Source organism: Virgibacillus sp. JSM 102003 (assembly GCF_041949995.1).
In the GTDB taxonomy this organism is placed as follows: domain Bacteria; phylum Bacillota; class Bacilli; order Bacillales; family Amphibacillaceae; genus Lentibacillus.
In genome coordinates this window covers 116,880-142,631 of record NZ_JBHFQH010000010.1, presented here as the reverse complement: position 1 = coordinate 142,631, position 25,752 = coordinate 116,880, and the positions used below count along the sequence as shown (strand labels likewise).

General features: G+C 38.0%; 22 protein-coding genes. 3 read left to right on the top strand and 19 right to left on the bottom strand.

Features of this window, described 5'->3' with window-relative positions; genetic code table 11:
- Nucleotides 1-29: 29 nt before the first annotated feature.
- Nucleotides 30-326 (bottom strand): 4a-hydroxytetrahydrobiopterin dehydratase, encoded by a 297-nt coding sequence (locus tag ACE1TG_RS12630; protein ID WP_375052745.1) that lies wholly within the window; start codon nt 324-326, stop codon nt 30-32.
- A 508-nt stretch (nt 327-834) separates the two neighbouring features.
- On the opposite strand from ACE1TG_RS12630, the gene ACE1TG_RS12625 reads away from it, so the two are divergent.
- Both ACE1TG_RS12625 and ACE1TG_RS12620 read left to right on the top strand, forming a co-directional pair.
- Nucleotides 835-1,512, top strand: a complete 678-nt coding sequence (locus tag ACE1TG_RS12625; RefSeq protein WP_375052744.1) for a type 1 glutamine amidotransferase domain-containing protein — start codon at nt 835-837, stop codon at nt 1,510-1,512.
- A 274-nt stretch (nt 1,513-1,786) separates the two neighbouring features.
- On the top strand, nt 1,787-3,247 hold the full coding sequence (locus ACE1TG_RS12620; protein ID WP_375052743.1) for an aldehyde dehydrogenase family protein: 1,461 nt from the start codon (nt 1,787-1,789) through the stop codon (nt 3,245-3,247).
- A gap of 245 nt (nt 3,248-3,492) precedes the next feature.
- Here ACE1TG_RS12620 and ACE1TG_RS12615 read toward each other — a convergent pair whose 3' ends face one another.
- Complete coding sequence (locus ACE1TG_RS12615) at nt 3,493-5,208, bottom strand: ABC transporter ATP-binding protein (RefSeq protein ID WP_375052742.1); 1,716 nt, start codon at nt 5,206-5,208, stop codon at nt 3,493-3,495.
- A 153-nt stretch (nt 5,209-5,361) separates the two neighbouring features.
- On the opposite strand from ACE1TG_RS12615, the gene ACE1TG_RS12610 reads away from it, so the two are divergent.
- Nucleotides 5,362-5,742 carry a DoxX family protein gene (locus ACE1TG_RS12610; RefSeq protein ID WP_375052741.1) on the top strand — a complete coding sequence of 127 codons (381 nt, stop codon included), beginning with the start codon at nt 5,362-5,364 and terminating at the stop codon, nt 5,740-5,742.
- Nucleotides 5,743-5,746: 4 nt separating this feature from the next.
- Here ACE1TG_RS12610 and ACE1TG_RS12605 read toward each other — a convergent pair whose 3' ends face one another.
- From ACE1TG_RS12605 to ACE1TG_RS12525, 17 genes are all read right to left on the bottom strand, one after another.
- A complete protein-coding gene (locus ACE1TG_RS12605; protein WP_375052740.1) occupies nt 5,747-6,577 on the bottom strand; it encodes an ABC transporter permease in 831 nt (276 codons plus the stop codon).
- Nucleotides 6,577-7,545: an ATP-binding cassette domain-containing protein gene (locus ACE1TG_RS12600; protein WP_375052739.1), complete on the bottom strand. Its 969-nt coding sequence runs from the start codon at nt 7,543-7,545 to the stop codon at nt 6,577-6,579. Before ACE1TG_RS12600 ends, ACE1TG_RS12605 begins: the two co-directional genes overlap by 1 nt.
- On the bottom strand, nt 7,538-8,005 hold the full coding sequence (locus ACE1TG_RS12595; RefSeq protein WP_375052738.1) for a MarR family winged helix-turn-helix transcriptional regulator: 468 nt from the start codon (nt 8,003-8,005) through the stop codon (nt 7,538-7,540). The genes ACE1TG_RS12600 and ACE1TG_RS12595 overlap by 8 nt, the downstream gene beginning before the upstream one ends.
- A gap of 817 nt (nt 8,006-8,822) precedes the next feature.
- The gene (locus ACE1TG_RS12590) at nt 8,823-10,058 is read right to left on the bottom strand and encodes a S1C family serine protease (protein WP_375052737.1); all 1,236 of its coding nucleotides are present in this window, start codon (nt 10,056-10,058) and stop codon (nt 8,823-8,825) included.
- A 384-nt stretch (nt 10,059-10,442) separates the two neighbouring features.
- The gene (locus tag ACE1TG_RS12585) at nt 10,443-11,228 is read right to left on the bottom strand and encodes an MBL fold metallo-hydrolase (RefSeq protein WP_375052736.1); all 786 of its coding nucleotides are present in this window, start codon (nt 11,226-11,228) and stop codon (nt 10,443-10,445) included.
- Complete coding sequence (locus ACE1TG_RS12580; protein ID WP_375052735.1) at nt 11,225-12,154, bottom strand: two-component system regulatory protein YycI; 930 nt, start codon at nt 12,152-12,154, stop codon at nt 11,225-11,227. Before ACE1TG_RS12580 ends, ACE1TG_RS12585 begins: the two co-directional genes overlap by 4 nt.
- Before the next feature lie 2 nt (nt 12,155-12,156).
- On the bottom strand, nt 12,157-13,458 hold the full coding sequence (locus tag ACE1TG_RS12575) for a YycH family regulatory protein (RefSeq protein ID WP_375052734.1): 1,302 nt from the start codon (nt 13,456-13,458) through the stop codon (nt 12,157-12,159).
- Nucleotides 13,455-15,284 (bottom strand): cell wall metabolism sensor histidine kinase WalK, encoded by a 1,830-nt coding sequence (walK, locus tag ACE1TG_RS12570; RefSeq protein WP_375052733.1) that lies wholly within the window; start codon nt 15,282-15,284, stop codon nt 13,455-13,457. The genes ACE1TG_RS12575 and walK overlap by 4 nt, the downstream gene beginning before the upstream one ends.
- Nucleotides 15,285-15,289: 5 nt before the next feature.
- Nucleotides 15,290-15,994 carry a response regulator YycF gene (gene yycF / locus ACE1TG_RS12565; protein WP_375052732.1) on the bottom strand — a complete coding sequence of 235 codons (705 nt, stop codon included), beginning with the start codon at nt 15,992-15,994 and terminating at the stop codon, nt 15,290-15,292.
- A gap of 124 nt (nt 15,995-16,118) precedes the next feature.
- On the bottom strand, nt 16,119-17,597 hold the full coding sequence (locus ACE1TG_RS12560) for a peptidoglycan DD-metalloendopeptidase family protein (protein WP_375052731.1): 1,479 nt from the start codon (nt 17,595-17,597) through the stop codon (nt 16,119-16,121).
- A 525-nt stretch (nt 17,598-18,122) separates the two neighbouring features.
- On the bottom strand, nt 18,123-19,409 hold the full coding sequence (locus tag ACE1TG_RS12555; RefSeq protein WP_375052730.1) for an adenylosuccinate synthase: 1,287 nt from the start codon (nt 19,407-19,409) through the stop codon (nt 18,123-18,125).
- 267 nt (nt 19,410-19,676) lie between these two features.
- Entirely contained in the window at nt 19,677-20,000 is a 324-nt protein-coding gene (locus tag ACE1TG_RS12550) for an ArsR/SmtB family transcription factor (protein ID WP_375052729.1), read from the bottom strand.
- Between the two features lies 1 nt (nt 20,001).
- Nucleotides 20,002-20,403, bottom strand: coding sequence for an SRPBCC family protein (locus ACE1TG_RS12545; protein WP_375052728.1), 402 nt, complete (start codon nt 20,401-20,403; stop codon nt 20,002-20,004).
- Nucleotides 20,404-20,758: 355 nt separating this feature from the next.
- On the bottom strand, nt 20,759-22,132 hold the full coding sequence (dnaB, locus tag ACE1TG_RS12540) for a replicative DNA helicase (protein ID WP_375052727.1): 1,374 nt from the start codon (nt 22,130-22,132) through the stop codon (nt 20,759-20,761).
- 48 nt (nt 22,133-22,180) lie between these two features.
- Entirely contained in the window at nt 22,181-22,627 is a 447-nt protein-coding gene (gene rplI / locus ACE1TG_RS12535; protein ID WP_375052726.1) for a 50S ribosomal protein L9, read from the bottom strand.
- A gap of 174 nt (nt 22,628-22,801) precedes the next feature.
- Nucleotides 22,802-24,763, bottom strand: a complete 1,962-nt coding sequence (locus tag ACE1TG_RS12530) for a DHH family phosphoesterase (protein ID WP_375052725.1) — start codon at nt 24,761-24,763, stop codon at nt 22,802-22,804.
- A 27-nt stretch (nt 24,764-24,790) separates the two neighbouring features.
- Nucleotides 24,791-25,726 (bottom strand): YybS family protein, encoded by a 936-nt coding sequence (locus tag ACE1TG_RS12525; protein ID WP_375052724.1) that lies wholly within the window; start codon nt 25,724-25,726, stop codon nt 24,791-24,793.
- Nucleotides 25,727-25,752: the final 26 nt, after the last annotated feature.

The window sequence follows — 25,752 nt, the reverse complement described above, 5'->3', positions numbered from 1 at the left end:
TCCCGGGAAATATCGACAAAGTGTTGTGGTCATTTTTCTGCCTGATCATAAAGTTCGTCAAAGTGATTAACCATCTCGAAATCCAAATCCGTTAATCCCTTCATTTGCCACGATGAAATTTTTACAGTGACAACTTTATAATCAATCGAAATAAAAGGGTGATGCTGTTTTTGTTCTGCGTATGCTGCTATTTGATCAACAACCCTTACACCATTTAAAAAGTTTTTGAAACGATATTTGCGTTCAATCCACTTTTCATCAAGTCGTTTCCAATCAGGCAAATTTTCAAGTTCCTTTGTAATTTGCTCTTCACTTAACCGTTCCATTATCTCTCCTCCTTATAAATAATTTAATGATTATCCTCAGTTTAACAAAAAATTATTCTAATCACCTAAAATCAACAACTTATGCACAGGCTATCCACAGGATTTTGGGGATAACTTAGATAATTTGGCTTATCACTTGCCCATCACTTACTTTCAAATAGGTCAAATCAACTTTTTCCTCGAACATAACCATAAAGTGGTATGCCCAAAATAAAATGATTTACAAAAGTGTTACAAATCTAAGTAGTTGTTTGATAGTGTAAGCACTTTTTTAGACGGAATTACTGTTAGGGGTATATAATGCGAAATAACCTTATAACAAGGTTATTATGAATTATCTTAATTTCATTAGTGCATAATAAGCAATGTTTATAAAAGGAGGTTATTCGTATAACTTCAACTAATTCCATTCAAATAATAATTTGAACCAGAAAAAAATAATAAGTCCTGATGTAATTTTGAGACCTTAGGGATAGACGATAGTTCAACAGCTTAGGAGGAATACAAAATGGCAAAAGTGTTAGCAGTATTATCAAGTGGATATAAAGATGAAGAAAATAATTACCATACAGGTTGGTGGGGCGAAGAATTATTTGCACCGATGGAAATTCTGGAAAAGTCCGGTCATCTAGTTGATTTAGCTTCACCGCTTGGGGGAAAACCTGACATTGATCAAGTAAGTATTAGTGAGGAATATGACCCCGAAGGAACGTATAAGGAGCTGTATGAATCAGGGAAAGCAGATGAAACGCAAAAGCTTTCAGAGGTAAACCCAACAGATTATGATGTAGTTTTAGTTATTGGCGGTCATGGTGCCATGTATGACCTTGCAAAAAATGAGGATTTACATCGTATCATCAATACGATTTATGATAATGAAGGAATAGTCGCTGCGGAATGTCATGGACCAGCCCCACTGATTTGGACAACACGCCCTGATGGAGAAAGTATTATTGCAGGTAAGAAAGTAACGGGGTACCCGGATGAAATCGAACCAGAAGGGTTATTGGATATTCTTCCATTCAGCCTTGAACAAGAAATGGCAGAAATCGCAAACTATGATAAAGGTGACCTTAACCAAAAAGCTCATGCTGTATGGGCAGACAATCAAATTGTAACAAGCCGGGACCCATTCTCTTCTGAACTCATGGGAGAAGAATTAGTTAAAGCACTTGAAAAGAGATAATTGTTTTCAATAAGTGACTTTTTGAAGAAAGAACGGCACTATTAAATTAGGCTTTACGATTTGATATCACACAATATGATTTCATCACTCAACTTATATAACAATCCCTCTTGCAAGATTTACATCGTAGCAATGTCTCGTTGACTTCTCTAATATCAAGGAAGGCGATTGGATGTTGATTCACGCAGGAACAGGTGGGGACAGTGGTAAAACTAAAGAGTATTCAAGAAGCACAACTTAAGTGAAACACAGCAGGACAAAGGAGCGAAATAATATGTTTTCAGACTTTAGCACCCTATATATTTCCGGCGAGTGGCGAGAAGGAAAGAGTGATAGAACCGTTACGGATATCAATCCCTATACACAAGAGACGATTGTTGAGATTCAAGGGGGAACAGCTGAAGATTTAAATGAAGCTTATGAATCCGCACAAAAAGTTCAAAAAGAATGGACACAAGCATTGCCACAGGCTAGGCAAAAGATTCTCGAGAAAGCGGCAAATCTGATGCTCGAAAACCAGGAAGAGATTATTAACTGGTTAGTTAAAGAGTCTGGCAGTACAAGGATTAAATCGATGGTCGAATTTCAAGCAGCTTATAGCGACATTAGAGAAGCGGCCGGTTATCCATTGCGTATGACAGGATTGATTGCCCCCTCTAAAACAGCTGGGAAAGAAAACCGGGTGTATCGTGGGCCCCTTGGGGTTATTGGTGTCATTAGCCCGTGGAATTTCCCGTTGCATTTGACCATGCGATCTGTCGCGGCGGCTATAGCAACGGGTAATGGAGTTGTGATCAAACCAGCGACTGAAACTCCTGTCACCGGCGGGTTATTAATTGCTAAATTGTTTGAAGAGGCAGGACTACCCGGCGGTTTGCTTAATGTTGTCGTTGGGCGAGGGTCTGAAATTGGCGACCATATGGTAACGCATCCGATTCCATCGTTTATTTCATTTACTGGTTCAACTGAAGTCGGTCGTCATATTGGAGAATTAGCTGGCCGAACCTTAAAGAAAACTGCCCTGGAACTTGGTGGAAACAATGTCTTCATCATGCTTGAAGATGCGAATATTGAAGAAGCGGTGGAATCAGCCGTTTTCGGCAAGTTTTTGCATCAAGGGCAGGTGTGTATCGCCGCCAACCGCATTCTAGTTCCCGAATCAAGGTATGATGAGTTTCTTGAGGCCTTCAAAAATAAAGTAAGTAATCTTAAAGTCGGCGATCCAGATGATACTAAGACCAATGTCGGGCCGGTGATTAATAGCGATCAACTGAATGGCATTCTAGAGGACCTCGAATTAAGCATCAATCAAGGGGCCCATAAAGTGTTAGGCGGAGAAGTCAATGGAAATATTCTTGAGCCCACGGTTCTCGTGAATGTAACGAATGATATGCCAATCGCTAAAAATGAAATATTTGGCCCGGTCGCTCCGATTATTTCATATAAAGATGTAGATGAGGCCGTTGACATCGCCAACGATTCACCTTATGGCTTAAGCGGTGCCGTACATTCTGGTTCATTAGAACACGGGGTAAACATCGCTAGAAGGCTCCATACGGGTATGGTTCATGTCAATGATCAATCGATTAATGACGAGTCCCACGTCCCATTTGGCGGGGAAAAAGAGTCTGGCCTTGGTCGATTTAATGGGGATTGGGTTCTTGAGGAATTCACGACTGTGCAATGGGTATCTGTCCAGCACGAAAGACGTGATTACAGCTCTTATTTTGATTGATGGCTAGATTTTGAAAAATCGAAAACATGCTAAAGACCACATTCCAAGTAAAGAATGTGGTCTTATTTTGTCATTTAATTTAATTGACAGGAGTATATAAATTAGAGTGCATATACATCTTTCTACAAGGCTGTTTTTAAACAAATTGTTATTTTTCACACTACATTTACGAAAGAAGTGCCTTCAAAAATGCTTGATCATCTAACCCTTTTTCCAAAGGGATGATTAGTGAGAATGAATTTATCTTATCGCATCTGCACCTTATGCAGATGAGCAAATATCCCATCACGCTTCAATAATTCCTCATGACTTCCTTCTTCTTCAATACCATCCTTGGTTACAACCATGATCCTATCGGCATTTTTAATGGTTGCTAATCGGTGGGCAATTATCAGTGTAGTTCTGTCTTTCGTAAGTTCTGTTAATGCTTTTTGGATTATCGTTTCCGTTTCTGTATCCAGGGCTGAAGTTGCTTCATCTAAAATTAGGATCGGTGGGTTCTTTAAGAACATGCGTGCAATCGCAATACGTTGCTTCTGACCTCCTGATAACTTCAAGCCGCGTTCACCAACTTGCGTCTCATAGCCATCCGGCAGTTCTTGTATAAATTCCTCCATATGTGCTTGTTTTGCAGCATGCTCAATTTCCTCGTTAGTTGCATCAAGCTTTCCATAGGCAATATTATCTCTTAATGTACCGGTAAATAAAAATACATCCTGCTGCACAACACCTATTTGATTCCGTAACGATTCTTTCGTCATGTCTCTAAGATCCAGTCCATCAATCTTAATGCTCCCATCATCAACATCATAAAACCTTGGAATAAGCGAACAAATTGTTGTTTTACCAGCTCCGGACGGTCCGACAAACGCAACTGTTTCGCCTGAATGAATATTAAGGCTAAGAGATTTGAGGACAGGTGCTTGCGTCTTTTCATAACCAAACGTAACGTCGTCGAATGAGATGTTTCCTTTTAACGAATTGACTGAGTTTGCGCCGTCACGGTTTACGACATCTGGTTCTATGTCCAATAAATCGATAAAGCGCTTAAAGCCTGCCATTCCTTTTGGGTATAACTCGAGCAAGGCGCTAATTTTCTCAATTGGCTTGAACAACACATTGACAAGCAGCACAAAACCGACTAGTTCTCCCGTTGTAATTTCATCGTTAAAGCTAAGCCATGCACCAACTACTAACACGATTATAACGATCAGGCGCATCATCATGTATATGTTCGAATGGACAAATGCCATTACTTTGTAGGCTCCGACTTTTGCTTTACGAAAACTGTAATTATCTTTTGTAAAACGGTCCATTTCAAATTTTTCATTTGTAAATGATTGTACAACTCTGACCCCCGAAACAGCATCTTCAACCCTTGCGTTCACCTCTGCAATATCATGGTACATTGCCCGCCAGGCCTTATTCATTTTAATGTTACTGTAAGCAATCAGAAAGATTAAAAACGGTACGGCAATTAAAATTATCCATGCCAGCTGTGCATTCTGATAAAACATATACCAAAATGCGCCGACGAACGTCATGATCGCAATGAAAAAGTCCTCTGGTCCATGGTGTGCCAGCTCTCCAATATCAAATAAATCGTTAGTGATCCGACTCATTATATGTCCTGTTTTTGTATTATCAAAAAAACGAAACGACTGCCGTTGAACATGATGGAACAAGTCCTGTCGCATATCTGTTTCAATATTGACTCCAAGTTTATGGCCAAGATACGTCACAACATATTGCAAAAATGTACTTAGCAAATAAATCAATAATAAGCCAATGCTGACTACGATAATTAAATTCCAATTGTCTTTTGGCAATAGTCTATCAATAAATTCCTGCACAGCAATCGGAAAAGCAAGTTCCAATAACGCTACGAATACTGCTGCTGTGAAATCTATAATAAATAAACGTCGATGCGGCTTGTAGTAAGCAAAAAAACGTCGAATCAAGAGTTGCACTTCCTTTTTAAGTTAATCTACAGGAATTATAAGTCTAATTAATAAGCTTGGCAATACACAAGACTTGCCACAGAAAAAGGTTGTCAAGGTTGTCTATGTTCTTGCATATGTATTACATATATACTAATTGGAGGTGTACTACTTATGAAGAAATTACCTGTGATAAATTGGATCTGTTATGCAGTAGGCTATGTATTTATAACGACTGGAATTCTTAAGCTGCTTGTTGACGACTTTAAAATAGTTTTCAGCAATTTGGGATTACCATATCCAGAATCAGTTCTTTTCCTTGTTGCCATCACAGAAATAGTGTGCGGCGCACTGATTGTTAGCAGACTGTATCTTAAACGCGCTACTGCAGCACTTATATTTATTATCTTAGCAGCTATTTTTCTGACAAAACTCCCTATTTTAACAACAAACCAAGGCTTTCTTTCCTTTGCATTTGAAGCAAGGCTTGATATTGTCATGCTAATCTTGCTCGTACTGCTTTGGCAGAATGCACCCGGCAAAACACTTGCCTAGTATTTTACGATTCAGCGTTGGAAAACTTCATGGTAGCAAACACTACAAAAATAGCACCAATAACTCCTACAACAACGACCTCTTCTGTAAACGTAATAATGTGATCAAATATCATTAAATCCAGTCCCATTGCCTGCCGCAGTGGGGCACTCATTGTTTCGGGCTGCAGAATTATTTCCTTAAACATATCAACAGAGTATGTCAGTGGATTTATTTTCACAATGATATCCATCCATAACGGTAATCCGTTTAAGGGGAACATCGCACCTGATAAAAATAGCATAGGGAATAACAGAATTTGAATAACCATTTGAAATCCTTGTGCTGTTTTCAATATACTGGCGATTAATAATCCAATTGCAGATATAGTGAAGGCTACAAGAAACATTATTGGTATCAACTGCAGGATCATCATAAAGGTTATCGAGACTCCGATAAATGGAACAAAAATCAGCATCATCAACCCTTGTATAACAGCAACGGTTGTTCCACCGAGAACTTTTCCAATAGCGATTGACACACGAGACATTGGTGAAACAAGTATTTCACGCATATAGCCAAATTCCTTATCCTGTACAACTGATAGTGCAGAGAAGATTGCCGTATTAAAAACTGTCATCCCAATAATCCCAGGGAACATAAACTCAACAAAATCAAAGTCAGCTAATGGACCGCCACTTGAATCGCCACCAAGCATTGCTTGCATAGCACCGCTCATTCCGCTGCCAAATAAAATCAAAAACATAAATGGCATAGCAAATGAACCAATTAAACGTCCTTTATCTCGGAAGAACTTTATGACATCCCGCTGCCATACGGCGAAAACTGCTTCCATTAGTGACCCCTCCTCATTGCATGTTTAATATCTTTTTTCGATACTGTTTCTTCACGGATTTCACGACCTGTTAAGTGTAAGAAGACATCATTTAATGTTGGCCTGCGTAAATTCACGGTTAAAATCCCGATTGAAAATTCCTTTATGAATTGAACGAGAAATTCATTTCCTTTATCCACCTGAAACGTTAACGCATCATCCGCTTCCTTAACCTCGAGGTTATAGCTTTTTACTATCTCAGCTTTTGCTTGTTCGTGATCAACCGTTCTGATTTCGATAATGTCACCGCCGACATTTGTTTTTAACTTTTCAGGGGTATCTAGCGCGATCATTTCACCATGGTCCATCACGGCAACTCGATCACAGATTTCCGCCTCGTCCATATAATGCGTTGTTAAAAATATGGTGATGCCGGCCTTTTTCTTTAATCGTAAAATATACTCCCATATATGATTTCTGGTTTGCGGATCAAGTCCCACAGTTGGTTCGTCGAGAAATAACACCCTTGGATAATGCAGTAACCCTCGGGCTATTTCCAGTCTGCGCTTCATCCCACCTGAGTATGTTTCAACAACCTGCTTACGCTTTTCTGTCAGATCTACTATCTCCAGCACTTCCTGAATACGGTCTTCCCGTTTCTCTTTAGGAACTTTATAAAAACGACAGTGGAGCATTAAATTTTCATTCGCTGTCAGTTTTTCATCAAGGGTGGACTCCTGAAAAATAAGTCCAATGCTTTCACGTACCTTATTCTTATCAGTTACAATATTGAATCCGTTAATTATCGCTTCACCACTTGAGGGTTTGTTGATTGTGGATAACATATTGATAGTCGTACTTTTTCCAGCACCATTTGGTCCCAGAAATCCAAATATCTCACCCTCTTCCACAGTAAAGTTGACACCTTTAACGGCTTCGAAATCTTTATAATGTTTTTTTAAGTCATTTACTTCCACAATATTAGTCATGTGACTCTTCCCCCAGGCCATTTCGTTTTAGTACATCCTTCATTAAAATTAAGCCGTTCAAAATTTTTTCAACTTCTTCTTCACTGGCAGTCTGTGTCATATCTTCCATAAATTCCGACACTCCAGTATTAATGGATTTTTTAATTTCAATTGCTTTATTCGATAAGGATATTTCCACGACTCGTTTATCATCCTTGTTCCTTTCGCGTGTAATAAGTTCACTTCGTTCCAATCGGTCCAGAATACTTGATACAGTACTTGCTGCTAAATTTAAATGCTTGCTAATATCACTAACCTTACGATCATTATGCTTATATAAATAATGTAATACCATCATTTGTGGCGGGGTTATCCCCAGACCAAAAAACGCTTTACGCAGCTGCTGATTCATTATTGCATTAATTTCGCGAAACAGTTGTGCAATTTGTGAACCTGATTGCGGAAATTCGTCCATCTCCATGATTTACCCCTTCTTTATTTCGTATTCTAATATTTCGTATACTAAATAATTTAACACACAGAGATTCCTAAGTAAAACAAATAGTTATCCACATTTTTATCCACATATGCACAAATGTTCGCATTTATTTAGTTATAGAATAAATGTTCCGTACAATATATTGATGTTATAAACATTCTATTCACAGTTTGTGGATAAATAAGGCTCTTTTAGCAAACTTTATTGCTCATTACCATCGCAGTTATTTTAAAATGCGACGTACTTTTTATAAAATTTGAGTGCTATGATGCCGCTCCGGAAATACACTTCGCTTTCCGCGGACAACGCTTCAGCTTCCTCGAAAGCAAAAACCGCTTCCTGCGGGATCTTCAGCTGTTGATTTTCCCGCTGGAGTCTCCATGTATTTCCTCCGCTAGGTTTTGCTCGCTTTAACCTGTAGATTAATCAATACTTCTTGTGATATTGCTTCTTAGCCATAGGGAACACTTTAGACTCTAATCGCAAAGCCTCTTCCAGTGGAGGCAGAATACGCAGACTCCTATGGGAACAGCACGTTCCGAAGACCCCGGAAGAAGCGACTAAATGAAGGCCGACTAAAACCGTCCTTTGCGGACAACGTCGGCATACCCCTTGCCGGGGCAAGGAGGCTGAGGTCGTGCCCATGGAAAGCGAAGTATTCTGCCGGAACGAATTCAAGCACTCAGCCATCATTAGAACAAAAGAAAATCTTCACTACGTCGCACTTTATATCTTTTGTTCAAAAACAACAAAATTGTAGAAAACAGCCATAAAAAAAGACTAACTTGGAAGTTAGCCTTTAGTTTCGTTGTTCGCCTAGTTTAATTGTTGTTTCTTTCTTTTCTCCATCTCGGTAATAGGTAACCTTTAATGAATCACCGACTTCTTTCTCCTGGTATAAAACTTTTCTCAAATCAATGATATTCATTACTTCCTTGCCACCAACTGCGACAATTACGTCAAGCCGTTCAATTCCTGCTTTATCTGCTGGTGATAATGATTCAACACTCCAAACATATACACCACCATTTACACCTTCAGGAAGATTTAAGGTGTCATCCCATTCTGTCTGTGGTACTTCTTCAAGTGAATAAATTTCAACACCTAAGTACGGTCTGGTAACTTTACCCGTCTTTTCAAGCTCTTTTATAATAGGTCTGGCAGAATCTATCGGGATTGCAAAGCCAATTCCTTCTACTGCTTCCTGATTGATTTTCATCGAGTTAATTCCAATTAAATTTCCGTTCATATTAATTAGAGCTCCCCCGCTGTTACCCGGGTTTATTGCAGCGTCTGTTTGGATAACTTCAGCTTGCCAGTCAGCACGGCCATCCTGGTTAAAATCCTGTGGTATTGTTCGTTGCTTTCCACTTATGACCCCTTGTGTAACGGAACCTGAAAACATCATACCTAATGGATTACCTATTGCGATTGCCGGTTCACCTACTTTAACGTTTTCGGATGTTCCCATTTCAATGGGTTTTTGAACTTGCTTCCCATTCATTCGCAATACAGCCAAGTCGGAGAACAAATCGCTGCCAAGTATCTCTGCTTCAACATGTTTATCATTGGATAAAACTACTTCAACCGTGTCCGCACCATCGATTACATGATGATTCGTTATAACGTAAGCATAACCATCTGCCTTTTTATAAATAACTCCCGAGCCTGTACCTGTTTGATTCTGGCCATTCTGACCATTTTTTCCGCCCTGTTGTTCCCAGAAATTACCCTTATGCTGAATATTGACTACACCTACTACGGCAGGAGATACATTTTCCACTACATCAGTAACTTGAGTTGAAATATCAACGGAAACATATCCACTTGATTCGGGACTGCTTTGTGTCTTGTCACTGGCAGTTTCAATAGGAGCAGTCCACGCTTTTGGTAATACATCCGATTTCAATAAGGTGGGTAAAGCAACCAAAATAATAATCATACCAATAATTATTCCTGCTAGAGCAGGAACCAACCATCGGCTTCGTTTATTATTTCGGTCCGGAGGCTGATAATCATCATCAAAGTAACCCATTGAACCATCCCCTTTTTCTTAAAGGCTCTGTTCTTTTAAACTTGGTAATTGATATAAAATGCGAAGTAAATGCAGGAATAAAATCTATAAACTCTCGTCCCCACCGCAGTCCGGGGTCACTCATCTATTCTAAAGCGATTCCCACTCCAGTCTACAGCGGAGGAAATACATGGAGACTCCTGTGGGAGCTTGTGCCTAGTTGAGACTACGCAGCGACGTAGGAGCAAGGAGGCTCAACAGCCGCTCTAGGTGCGCGAAGTGTATTTCCGGAGCGTTGTCATAGCACTCAGTTATTTTTCCATGTTACGTGGCAGTTTATATCTACTACGAACAAAGATCTCTATCGCTAGCTATTTCTATAGTATTACCAAAACTGCAGATTTATTAACCAACATCATATAATTTGGTTGGTGTTTTTGGATCTGTATCATATAAATCCAGCTTAATGCCACGCTCCTGCAGCATGCTATCAACTGACATGCGAGCCAAATCTTTCATATTGTTATCTTGGCTCAGATGGGCCAAATAAATACGTTTTGTCCGGTTACTAATTATGTCGCTTAAAGCAATTCCACAATCTTCATTGGAAACATGGCCATTATCACCGAGTATACGTCGTTTTACATTCCACGGGTACCGACCCATCCGGAGCATACCTACATCATGGTTAGCTTCAAATATATAGGCATCCGCACCTTCAACTGTTTTCTTAATACGCTCTGATACATAGCCCAAATCTGTTACCAGCGCTACTTTCTTGTCGTTTTGATGGAATGTAAAAAACATTGGTTCTGCAGCATCATGAGAAACCCCGAATGATTCTACATCAATATCACCAAATGTTTTTACTTCTTCCATATTAAAATGAAACTTCTGATCCACTGATATGGAGCCAATAGAGTTCTCCATTGCCTTCCAGGTTTTAGCATTTGCATAAATAGGCAAATTATATTTTCTGGCTATTATTCCAAGACCTTTAATGTGATCGCTGTGCTCATGCGTTACAAGAATTCCTGATAGGCTTGAGGGATTAACCTCAATTTCTCCAAGCAACCGATCCATTTGCTTTCCACTTAATCCTGCATCAACTAGCAGCTTTTCCTGGTCTGATTCTATATAAAAGGCGTTTCCCGTACTTCCTGAAGCGAGCACACTAAACCGTAACGTCATTCTGTATCACTCCGATTATCTGTTGGCATTGTTTCTAAATGGTTTAATACATATTCTTTTACTTCATTATCATCTTTAAGTGATTGAAGTCTTTCTTTTGTATATGATATATAATCCGTTAGAAATGTCATCTCATCACTGGAAAACACCAGATTTTCCATAGCATTCACGTAAAATTTTTCTTCCCCATTAACGGTTATTGTCCATGTCGGCGCGAAAACTTGTTGACCACTAGGCAACGGTATTCGTTGATGGAATCCCATATTAACATCCGTTATTTCATCTTCAGGCCATAGCCTGTCTCCATCAAATAAAACCTGTATTGCGTCAATTGGTTTAATGAGAGATTTTTCCTCAGTGGGCGTTTCAGCCTCTCCCAGCATTGTCTGCGTATAGAAAATCATTTCATTATTACTATTAAGATATACAACAACTATTCCGTTTTGATTATAGTATATTGGAAGCCCCCTTTTTTCCTGGAAGAAAACAAGGACATTCATTTCCTTGTTCCACGTACCATACGTATAGTTTTCCGGTAACAGAATATTACTTTTAACAATTTCACTTATTAAATTATTATCTGCTCCTTCAGGTATTGTAACAGGTTCTTCAAATTGGGAGACGATAAAGTTTCCTTCAATAACCTCTGACTGCTGATTACCAAGTCCATTCAACGTTTCCACTTCTTTGTCAGTAAACGATTTTTGGTTTACCGATATATAGGACTCGTTTAACTCCTCTTCAGGTAAATCAGCACTAATTTCTATATCTTCATTTTCAAGCTGCTCCTTGAATGTGGATGCTTCATTGTTTTCGGCTAATCCATAATCCAGTTCTTCCAGTTTATCAAAGAACATAAATAGCAAATAAGCATTTAAAACGAGGAAGCAGAGGATAAATAACGTTTTGATTTGTCTCCATTGCATCCTCAACCCCCTCCTTTTTGCTGTGTTATCTCTTCAAAATTTATTTCCTGCCAGCTGCCATTATAATGAATAAACCAACCTGGTTCTAATGTAACCGCATCATCGCTTTTTCGATATGTCAAAAGATAGCCGACTTTTATATCGGTAATATTTTCCATACTGTATCTTGTGGTATTTTCTAAATAAAAGACCACGTCACTGCCTGAACGTAATTCAACAGTGTCATCACCGCCAAGCAGGTTGTTCATTGTGAATAATGGTCGGCTGTATTGATTTAGTTCCGATCCTCTAAATTGCTGTTTAATAATAGATGAGTCGGTATTGCTGTATACTGGAAAACCTTGATAATACATTTGATAGCTGATCGTATTTGATACTGTATTAATATTCATCAAATTAAACTCATCTGTCCATCCATTGTTCTCATTAATGTTTGTTCGACTCCGTTCAATTAGATCGTACTGACTCATTTGCTCGTACGGCGACTGAATTGGATTTTGAAATTTCATTGTTCTTCCATTCTGATAGACATGCATAATTCCACGTGTACTATCGGTATAGTAAAGCTCATTTTCATTTACCTGAGTTCCTCTTACAATATCGGTGTTATTAAATAATGCATCTATCATTAAATTCTGATCAATATCACTAACGGCAATCGATCTGCTGGGTACAACTACATTATTTTTTGGGATATAAATTGGCGAGCCAGCTAAATCAACCCGCAAATATTCACTTAATCCTTCAAATGTTGTAAGGTAACCCCATAATTGCTCATATTTATCTGGATTGTTTACTACTGCTGTTGCTTGATGCTGACCTTCTGCTGACCTGAAAATAATGTTCAGCGAAGAAGAATTCGTATTAAATGTAATAAATAGCCGGTCAAATTTCCAGTCTGGCAGCGTTACATCTTCATTAAAAGTGAATAGATCTCCCGCTAATTCCATCGCTAAGGGTTCCGGAAAAATAATTTCCAACTGATTTTTCTCTGATGGCCTTTCATTGACGTTATTTGTTTGAAACTCATAGAGAACCCAATCATGCATATCCTGATAGAGTTTTTGACGGTCCGTTTCTTTCGTAAAACTGTAATAGTTATTCGAATTCTCGAAAATAATTGATTTTGGTTCAATCAGTTCCTGCTTTGTCTCCTTTTCGCCCCCAAGGTCTACACTGTCTACAAATTCTTCTTTTTTTACTATCGGGTATTGAGGCTGATAACTCCATAAAGCAAATGTAAGCAGAAGACTTACCCCTACTAAAACTGTTAATATATATGACTTTATCGTCTCGAGCTTCATTTTTTACCCCTCCGCTTCTTATTCATTAGCGGAAGTGTAAAGAGAATGGTTGTCCCTTTACCTTCTTTGCTTTTGGCCCATACTTTACCATGATGTGCTTCAACCATTTCTTTCGCTATGGCAAGACCAAGACCTGTCCCGCCAAGCTTACGTGTTCTGGCCTTATCTGCACGGTAAAAGCGTTCAAATATTTTATCAAGCTTTTCATACGCAATACCCATACCTTGATCCTCAATACTTGCCAGCATTTGATTCTTCTGCTTTACCACACTAAAACGAATTGTTCCACCCTCTGGTGAATATTTAATAGCATTTGAAATAATGTTATCAAGTACTTGGGTCATTTTGTCTTTATCCATCCATACGTAGAACTGGCTATTCGGCAATTCACGCTGTAAGGTTATTTTTTCTGAGACGTTCATATCAAATCGGTCTATTACATCATGGAAGAATGTGATAAAATCAGTTTTTTCCTTCTGTAGTGAATAATCTTTATCGTCCATTCTAGACAGTTGTAGCAAGTCATTTACCATTCGAATCATGCGTTCTGTCTCATTTTGGGTAACACTTAAGAATTTAGGTGCAATTTCCTTGTCTTCCCACGCACCTTCTGTCAATGCCTCAATGTAACTGCGCATCGTTGTAAGTGGCGTCCGTAACTCATGTGAAACGTTTGAGACGAACTCACGGCGCTCCTGCTCAACTTTCTGCTGTTCGGTAACATCACTGATCACTGTTATAAACCCGGTAATATCCGCTTCATCATCCGCAATAGTAGAGAAGTTCGCACGAATTAAAAAGAAATTATCCTGGTCACTGAAGTCAATAATCATTGAACCACTGTCAGGTAAATCGGAAATATCTACAGTTTTTTCATCTAATTCAAGTACATCAAGTAAAAATTCCCCTTGTGCTTCTTCAGGACTACGGCCAATAAGTCTTGCAGCTGCATCATTCATTAATGTGACTGCCCCTGACTTATCGGTTGCTATGACACCATCAGACATATTGGATAACACGGAGCTTAGCTTTCGCCGTTCCTCTTCCGTTAAAGCTCTCGAGTGTTTCAACTTTGCATTTAAATCATTAAATGATACAGCAAGCTGACCAATCTCATCCGACCCATAAACATTTACTTTTTGAGAAAAGTCTTCTCTAGCCATTATTTGTGTCTGTCTTCTCATTTCCATAATTGGCTTTGTAATAGTTCTGGCAACCAGAATTCCCAAAAAGGCTGATACCGTGATTGCTAATATGGAACCCCGCAAAAAGATGTTATTGATATCCTCCATTTGATTATAAACACCATTGATCGAGGACTCTATATAAAGAGCACCAACCTGCTTCTCTTCATCATCTGTGATGGGGACAGTTCTTCGATAGATTAGATTTCTTTCCGCATTATATACCTTGTCAGAATCAGGAACACCGAAACGTATTGTATTCTTTATAAAGTCACTTGTGGTTTTCTTTTCAATATTACTGCTGCCTGAACTATCACTTGAAGCGATAATTCTGCTTTGCATATTAACTACTTGAATATTAATAATCTTATCGGTGTTGTTTACCCGGACAATATCCTGAATTTCTTGCTGAAGTGTCGGACCACTTCCGTCTTCAGGTCTATCTTTGCTGAATGCTTGTTTCATGTTTACCTGTAAGATATCAACCGTCGATTCAATAGATTCTTCAAAGTTTTTAACCAGCTCATCTTCCAATTCTTTTGCAAAATAAGACCCGATAACCTGAATTGCCACAAGCAGCAGCAATATAAAGATAACAATAAATTTTAACTGTATCGAACGGAAAAAGCCTACTTTATGCATAAAACCTACTCCTGTTCGGGCTTACGTAAATAATATCCCACACCACGCCGCGTAACAATCCACATTGGGTTACTTGGATTCTCCTCAATTTTTTCACGAAGTCGTCTTACAGTGACATCTACTGTACGTACATCCCCAAAATAATCATAGCCCCATACCGTTTCAAGTAAATGTTCACGTGTCATGACTTGTCCGGTATGTCGAGCTAAGTAATGCAGTAACTCAAATTCACGATGCGTCAATTCCATCTGTTCTCCGTCACGTGTAACTGCATATGCATCCGGGTGTATAACAAGTCTTCCAATTTCTATATTCTTAGTGGTTTTAACCGCGTCTTCAGGTAATTGCTGCTGTCTGCGCAGATTTGCCTTAACTCTTGCGATTATCTCACGATTACTAAAGGGTTTTGTCACATAATCATCTGCTCCAAGCTCCAAGCCTAACACTTTGTCAATCTCAGCATCCTTTGCCGTCAGCATAATAATTGGCATTGATTGCGTCTTTCTTATTTCACGGCAAACTTCATTTCCATCTTTATTTGGTAACATTATATCCAATAGTACTAAATCAGGCTTTTCTGTCTCTGCAAGATCAATTGCCTCATCACCATCATAGGCGACAACTACCTGATATCCTTCTTTTTCTAGGTTGAATTTTAAAATGTCTGCAATTGGTTGTTCATCATCTACTACTAAAATCTTTTGACTCATTGTAGTCACATCCTTTTTAGCATTCCTTTGCTCTATTTTATCGTACTTTGGCTCAAATGTCTTGCATATGAAAAAGACTGACTCCTTAATCTCTGGAGTCAGTCTCAATTCTATTTTTTGTTTACTACAAATGTTTCTGTGGGTTTTCTAGGGAACCGTTCTTGTAAACTTCAAAATGCAGGTGTACCCCTGTTGAATTTCCTGTTGTTCCCATTACCCCAATCTTACTGCCTTTTTCTACCGTTTGGCCTGGACTCACACTAATGGATGAAAGATGTGCATAAATGGTTTTCATCCCGTTATTATGATTAATGACTATTTTATTGCCATAACCGCCACTATCCCAGCCAGCTGATACAACTGTTCCGTTATCAGCAGCCAAAATAGAACGATTGCTTGGCTGTGCAATGTCCATTCCCTTATGCATTGACCCCCAACGCATGCCAACATTACTTGTGACATTCCCACCGACTGCTGGCCAGTGAAGTTCACCTGTTCCGCGTGATGGTACAACTTTAGTTCCTTTAATAATGACTTCTTTTACAGGATCCTTTGTTGTTTTTTCAGTCACTGTTTCTTTATTAACTATATTTCCATTTTTCATTTCTAGCGCATAATGGACTCTTTTCTTTCCTTTTTGTCCTTCTTGTTTTACTTTTTTATCACCTTTATACATTTCATCGGATTCTTTAACTTCCGTCTCATAATCGATTGTTTCTTCTACTACTTTTTCTTTATTGACGATAACGTCGACAAACGGCTGATAATCTGTCACATGAATTTTTTGATCAATTTTCAGGACAGCATCTTTGTTTAAGTTATCATTTAGTTCTATTAGTTTTTCAACCGACAAATCATATTCGTCTGCAATACTACTAAGAGCGTCGCCTTTTTCGACCTTGTGAACTTTATCTTCTAAAGTTCCTTTTTCAAGCATTTTCAGCCCTTGTTTTACGTTCAGTACTTTTTCCGGTTTAACTTTTTTATCAGAAAATGAAACTTTTTCTGATAGTGTTACGTCTGTAATGATAGAGTCACCAATAGCAAGATCCGTCTTTTTGTTTGGCTTATCTTTACTGTTAGAATCACTTTGTCTATCTGTCAGTTTTTCAAGTACTTTTTTATCGACATATTTTGCTTTGTAGGATTTTAATACTTTATCAGCTGTTTTTTTGTCCTTAAAAAAGCCAACCGTTTCATCTGCAATTTTTAATTGAACTGCTTCTGCTTTAGCTGAAAGATCTTTTTTAAGCTGCTTTTCTACATTATCCTTATTATATGTAGGGTCAAACACACGTTCAGATACAAGTGACACTTCTTCACCAACAGTTATGGACAAGTTCGCAAACTCATCACTCTTTTTGCTAACTTTTGCATCTATAATATCCTGAACAGTTTCTTTGTCACTAACTTTTCCAATATGTTTACCATCTACATAAACGTGGAAAATAGTTTCTAACGAGTCACTATTATCATCTGCATATGCTGTCGTAAACGTAAAAGAAAGACCGATACATGTTGTAATGGCGACTTTTTTCAGCATACTGAATTTGCTTCGCCTTTTAGGAATGTTTCTTACAGATTTTTCTTTCCTTTTAAACACTGTGGTATTTCCCCCTTGCCATATATATATATCTGTTTAGCAGTTAAAAAGTAACTGCCAGAGTTTTCTAATAGTTTCTAGTCCAAAAGACTTCCCAATGTCATTGTCTAATCTACCATAGTTATAGTAGATAATGAAAGAGAGTCTAGGCAAATGTAAAGTAAATGTATAATAACTTCCATTAATTTACATAAATCGCCTTAAATTGCCTCTATTTAGGTGTAAAACGTTACTTTTAATGTATTTTATATCTTTTTTTCTCCTTAATTTTACAGTTATATTACAGAAATAATGACAACTATGGCTCAAATTCACCAAATAAATGGATATTAATGTAAATTTTAGCTCAAAATCTTGGAAAGTAGTTCAAATTTTGACCTGATTTTAATAGATTTTATTAACCAACTTTCCTGATAAGATGAAAATTTTAATTTTTCAGTCTAAGTAGAAAATACCTACACTCGATTACTACCAGAAAAACCTCTATCAAATTCGATAGAGGTTTTGCTTCTTTTGGACTATTTTTTAACTGTAGACACTTCTTACAATATTCGTCTGCGAACGATCTGGTCCGACAGAAAATATGGACAATGGTATTGCAGTCAATTGTGATATTCGCTCCAGATAGTGCCTTGCTTTAACTGGAAGCTCATGAATACTTTTGACGTTTGTAATATCTTCAGTCCATCCTGGCATCTCTTCGTATACTGGCTCACATTCAGCTAATACTTTCAAGCTTGCCGGAAATTCGTTAATTACTTCACCTTTATACTTGTAAGCTACACATATTTTTAACGTTTCAATACCAGTTAAAACGTCAAGTGAGTTTAATGATATATCCGTAATACCACTCACGCGACGTGCGTGACCAACAACAACACTATCAAACCAGCCAACACGACGCGGTCTTCCTGTTGTTGTTCCGTACTCACGGCCAACTTCACGGATTTTTTCACCAATTTCATCATTTAATTCTGTAGGAAACGGACCATCACCAACACGGGTTGTGTAGGCCTTTGAAACTCCTACGACGTGATCGATTTTCGTTGGGCCAACACCAGATCCAATCGTCACACCTCCTGCAACTGGGTTTGATGATGTAACAAACGGGTATGTTCCCTGGTCAATATCCAGCATGACCCCTTGTGCACCTTCAAACAACACACGACGACCAGCGTCAAGAGCTTCATTTAGAACGACAGAGGTATCACAAACATATTTGGCCAATTGTTGTCCATACTCATAGTACTCGTCCAGAATATCTTCAACCTGTATTGGATCAACTTCATAAATTTTATTAAATAAACGGTTTTTTTCTTTTAAATTTTGCTCAAGTTTCGTCCGGAAGGTTTCTTTATCCAATAAATCAGCAATACGTATACCGATTCGCGCAGCTTTATCCATATATGCCGGGCCGATTCCTTTTTTCGTTGTACCAATTTTATCAGCACCTTTATCTTCTTCCTGAAGAATATCCATTTTTAAATGGTAAGGTAAAATAACATGCGCACGGTTGCTAATACGGAGGTTATCAGTCGATACGTTCCGTTCATGTAAGTAAGCAATTTCCTCTACGAATGCTTTTGGATCGATAACCATTCCATTTCCTAATACACACGTCTTTTCATTGAAAAAAATACCAGATGGGATTAAATGCAATTTGTACGTGACATCATCAAATTTTATTGTATGCCCTGCATTGTTACCACCCTGATAGCGAGCAACAAGCTCGGCATTTTGCGATAAAAAGTCAGTAATTTTACCCTTTCCTTCATCGCCCCACTGCGTTCCAACTACTACTACTGAGGACATGGTGCACCTCCACTATATAATCATTTGTTTTTTATTAAGTAACAGCGTAATTCTAACAATAATAATTAACTATGTCAACTTAAACACGAACGATAAGTTAAAAATTTATTAAATTGTTCGTTATAATTATAAACACTGTTACGTCCTGTTCGCCGGAGCTGGACGCGGCTAATTCGGGAGTCCAGGTATCCACAGCCATTAAATTTTAGTACGCTAAACAGTAAAAATGAACCAAGAGTGTTAAACATCACAATTGGTTCTTCTTACTTAATCGCCATCTTCTTCTACATACTTTTTGAGAACAGATAACCTATCATCCCAATACCGATCAAAAAACATAAGCCAATTTCGAATTTCAACAAGTGGTTCTGGTTGGAGTATATAACGAGTTTCACGGCCCGCCTTTCGACTTCTAACAACACCAGCATCGGACAGAATATGAAGATGCTTATTAACAGCAGTACGGCTTAATGGGAAGTATTTCGTAATTTCAGCTATCGACAATTCTTTATCAGCAAGTAGTTTCAAAAGGGTACGTCGGGTAGGATCGGAAATTACTTGAAAAACATCATGCTTAGATTGGTCAGACACACTAGACCTCCAGATATGCTGGGAGCTTCTCTTTTACGATTTTTTCCCAACCGCCGTCCATAGTTTCACGAACTTTTGACTTTTCTGCATTCCAACCAGAATGAATAAGTGTAAACTCAGTTTTTCCATCTTTTAATTTCCTTAATTCAAAAGTAAGATGCCACTCCTCATCCCAATCGAAGCCTACACGGTGAGGGGGATCAAGTTCAGTAACTTTACAAGGAGAGTCACCGTATGGTCCTGCATGAAGAATAAACTCCTTTCCCAAAATAGGTTCAAAGGTATTTGACATCCACCATGCAGTAATCCCTTCCGATGTTGAAACAGCTTTCCAGACTTTTTCAATTGGCGCATTAAGTATAACGGTTTTGCGGATTTCTGGTAATCTTTCCTGTGCTTTCATCGCTTTATACCTCCTACATATAAATAACACCTAATAGTGTTACATTAATTATAACACTATTAGGTGTTATTTCAATAGTATATTAAAATATTTTTTCCATTTACATATTATTAAATTATCGACAACGCTTCTATTTTAGAATCTTAGTTCACAAAAGTTCATTGTTACTTCAAATTGAAAAAAATAAAATAATATATTAATTATAAATCAGTTCACTGAACTGGGTTATTTTTTTGCAAACAAAAAGCGCTGCAAAATACAGCGCAATTTAATATACATATTTACTTACTTTTTAATACGAAAATTAGAGTTATGCGATAGGAGACGGAACCCGTTATATTTAAAGGGCTAAGTCTTATACTGGTGCGGAAACTGGAGGGACATCACTATCGGAATAGCGGTGATCCAAATCTACGAACTTATTATATTCTTTCACAAACGCAAGTTCCACGTTACCAACAGGACCATTACGTTGTTTGGAAATAATGATTTCAATAATATTTTGTTTCTCAGATTCTTGATCATAATAGTCATCACGATATAAGAATCCAACAATGTCAGCATCCTGCTCAATACTCCCAGATTCACGCAAGTCAGACATCATCGGCCGCTTATCTTGACGTGATTCAACGCCACGTGATAGCTGTGATAATGCAATTAATGGTACATTCAATTCACGTGCCAAGGCTTTTAAAGACCGGGAAATATCGGAAACTTCCTGTTGCCTGTTTTCCTTTGAATTGGCATTCCCTTGAATAAGCTGCAGGTAATCTATCAGAATCATACTAAGTCCATTTTCTTGTTTTAAACGTCGACATTTAGATCTAATCTCACTAACACGGATTCCAGGAGAATCATCGATATAAACTCCAGCATTGGATAAACTTCCCATCGCCATCGTTAGTTTACTCCAGTCATCTGCCTCCAAATTACCATTACGCAAACGCTGGGAATCGATATTTCCTTCGGCGCAAAGCATACGGGAAACAAGTTGATCAGCACCCATCTCAAGACTAAATATAGCTACATTCTCATCAGTATTTATAGCAACGTTTTGTGCAATATTTAACGCAAACGCTGTTTTACCAACAGATGGTCGTGCAGCAATAATGATTAAATCATTTCTTTGAAAGCCTGAAGTGATTCGATCCAGGTCCCTATATCCAGTTGGAATACCTGTAACATCAGCATCTTGGTGTTGTAGTTGTTCAATATTGTCATATACTTCGATAAGGACATCTTTTATAGCCTTAAATGCTCCAGTATTTTTCTTGCCAGATACTTCAAGAATGTTCTTTTCGGCTTCATTTAAGATATCTTCCACTTCATCTTCAGTTGCAAAACCGGATGAAACAATATCTGTTGCAGTTCGAATTAATCTGCGAAGTAACGCTTTTTCTTCAACTATTTTACTGTAATAAAGTATATTCGCTGCTGTTGGAACACTGCCTGCTAAATCAGACAGGTATGCAACACCACCAACCTCGTCCAGTTTTTTCTCATTCGATAAGGAGGTCGTTACCGTTACAAGATCAATTGGTTCTCCTCTATCCAATAGTTTCAACATCGCTTCAAATATTCTCTGGTGGCTTGCACGATAAAAATCATCAGGCATTAACAGTTCTGACGCTGCAGATAATGCGTCAGGTTCTAGAAAAACAGCACCTATAACAGCTTGTTCCGCTTCTATATTATGTGGTGGTGTACGATCATTCCAAATTTCACTCATTCATTTTCCCCCTTCTGGAGAGGATTCAAAAGTTAATAATTGCTTTTCTCAAGCTTCTACTACATGAACTCTAATTGTACCAGTTACTTCCTGGTGTAACTTAACAGGTACATTCGTATATCCTAATGTTCGGATTGGGCTATCAAGTTCGATTTTTCGTTTGTCAATTTTATGGCCATAAGTTTCTTTAAGGACTTCAGCAATTTGTTTACTCGTGATGGAACCGAATAAACGTCCGTTATCCCCAGATTTTGCTTTCACTTCAACATCAATTTCAGCTAACTTAGCTTTAAGTTGCTCAGCCTCTTCTACTTCTTTCTGCGCTTCTTCCTTTTGTTTATTCTTCTTAGCTTCCAGTTCTTTCATATTACCTGAAGTAGCTTCTTTTGCCAGGTTATATTTTAGTAAATAATTACGTGCATAGCCGTCAGAGACGTTTTTCACTTCACCTTTTTTGCCTTTTCCTTTTACATCTTTTACAAAAATTACTTTCATTTTTTGTCTCCTCCTTAGTTAGAAAACTTGGCATTCTTTAATGGGGTTCCTATGAAAGTTTTTTTACTTTCTTAGAACCCCCTATACTTTGGAGTTCAAGCCATAGTTGCACTTATACTTTCTTTACTAACCTAAAATGCTCTAACTTTATTGTAATTGCATTTATAGCGTTTGTTAACGTGCAAAATATTCCTCTATTATATCTTTTAGTAATGCTTCTGCATCTTCAATTGTCGTATCCTCAATTTGGGTGGCAGCATTTGTTAAATGTCCGCCTCCGTTCATTTTCTCCATGATAACCTGAACATTTACTTCTCCAAGTGAACGGGCACTGATACCAATTCGTCCATCATTCCGCTCTGATATTACAAATGATGCGTTGATACCGCTCATCGTTAGGAGTGTGTCTGCTGCCTGAGCAATCAATACACCCCCATATACCTCTTCTGGTTCACCCTTTGAAATAGCGATTGAATCCCGATAAACTTCAGCACGTTCAATCAGTTTACTTCGCTTAATATAAATATCCAAATCTTCCTTCATGAATTGCTGTACCAGTACGGTATCAGCACCTTTGGATCGTAAATAAGAAGCTGCATCAAACGTACGCGAACCAGTTCTCAAAGTGAAACTTTTCGTATCGACAATAATCCCTGCCAATAGTGCTGTCGCTTCAAGCATTTTTAACTTAAGGCTTTTTGGCTGATATTCCAGTAACTCAGTAACCAATTCCGCTGTAGAAGATGCATATGGTTCCATATAAACAAGCGTTGGGTTATCAATAAACTCCTCTGCGCGCCGATGGTGGTCTATTACAACTTTATATTCGCTTTTACTTAACAAGCGCTGATTGGAGACCATCGATGGTTTGTGTGTATCAACAACTACAATAAGGCTTCTGCTCGTTATTACTGCTTCCGATTCTTCCGGGTCTATGAAATGTTCCCATAGCTCTTCGTCCTCTTTTATTCCCTCAACAAGTCGGTAAACACCTGTATCTACGTCATCTGGATCCAATACAATATATCCTTCAACACCATTGGTCTTAGCTATATTTAATATACCAATAGCTGCACCAACAGAATCCATATCCGGTGATTTATGGCCCATGATAATCACATTATCACTTTCTTTAATGAGTTCTTTTAGTGCATGGGAGATAACTCGTGCTCTTACGCGGGTCCGTTTTTCCATTGGGTTGGTACGCCCACCATAAAAGCGAACTTTACCACCTTCATCTTTAATTGCTACCTGATCGCCACCCCGACCTAGTGCCAGATCAAGGCTCGATTGGGCTAATTCACCGAGTGTCGGAAGTTCCACACTTCCTAGACCAATCCCAATACTCAATGTAATCGGAATATTTTGTTCGGCATTTAGTTCACGTACTTCATCCAGAATATCAAATTTTGATTTCTCCAGCTGATCAAGAATTTCTTTTGTCGAAACAGCCAGAAAGCGATCCTGAGAGGTTCGTTTCATATATATTCCATAATCATGTGCCCAATTATTTAACACAGAGGTAACCTTTGAATTTAATTGACTCTTTAACGTATCATCCATGTTTTGAGTAATTTCCTCATAGTTATCAAGGAATATTATTAACAGAACAGTTTGCTCATTTTGGTATAGCGTTTGTATTTCTGATTGCGCCGTTCGGTCAAACAGATATAGTAACCGTTCTTCCTTTTTTATTGTTGTTTGAAATTCGTACCCTTCCACATTGAACCATAATTCATCTTTACTCTCTTTAATTCTTGAAGTTAAATCATCAGAGAGGGTATTAATGGATTTACCTACTAATGTATCTTCATCAGCAAAACGGTTCATATAAGGATTTGCCCATTCAATAAAATAATCATCATTATACAGAATGATCCCTATTGGCATTTCCAATAAAGCCTCTTCTCCAACACGTTTAATCCGATGGGAAAGTGTAGCTATATATTCTTCGGTTTCATTCTGCAATGTTCTTTCCGTTCTTATACTATAATAAATCGACGCTGCTAATAGTAAAGTCATCAATAATCCTAGCATCCATTGGAAATACCAAATAAATCCAAGCAGAATTATGGATAATAGGTAAATAACCCATAAGTGGCTGCTAAGTATTGGTTTATTTTTTAAATCGTTCATATAATCAGCTCCTACTACTTACCCCACTTATTTCTCATCCTTCGATATACGGTCTCTTAGTGAGAATCCTATATCAATTATACCTAACAGACGTACAAAATAAAGGAAGAAAAATGGGAAAAGTATTGTCAATATAACACTTACTACTGGTAGTGCTTTTGACTTGTTTTTCTTATGAGCATAAAAAAATATAAATGATAGGCCTTGCAACGTCATTAATATACCTGTAAGCATCATCACATTATTTACCGCCAAATATAACGTACTCGATGGGTCGAGTTCAAAAAATGTGGATATCAATGCGAAGAAATAAATCCAAACTAATGAAACCGGGAAACGCAACATACGGAAAGGAGGAAATCCCAGGTTCATACCTTCTAAACGATTGATTACTTTATAACTTACCCATTGGCTGATAAAGGCCATCAAGATTGCAATTAAAGCTATTCCAGCTGGAACCAGGCTCGATATCATGCCCATCTGTTGCTCCAACAATTCAGTTTGATCCGCTAGACCAAATTGTTCCATTAAATCTGTAAACATTAGTATATACTGATTAATCAGTTGGTCAATTTCACTCATTAAATTTACTTGTAAAACGAATTGACTGAACACAAAAGTAAATACAAGCCCGACTACAAACCCTATAGTTCCTCTTCCCCACGTTTCATAGGCAGGTAACTTTTTATAAATAGAGCTACCAATCATTATACCACCAAGACCCATCAACACAGTCATAGGAAGGCTTACAATTGTTGCGAATAAAATTGATAATACAATTGCAACCCCGAACATTAAAAGTGAAGGCTTCCAATTATGTCTAGAAGCAAATATGATAAAAGGTACTGGCAATAAAAAGGTAGTAACTATTGTTATTACTGGAACAAACGCTGCGATTAACAGCAATATAATATATATAGCTGTAAGCATGGCACCTTCTGTTAAGATTTTCGATTGATTCATTTATTGCACCTACATATCTAATTAAT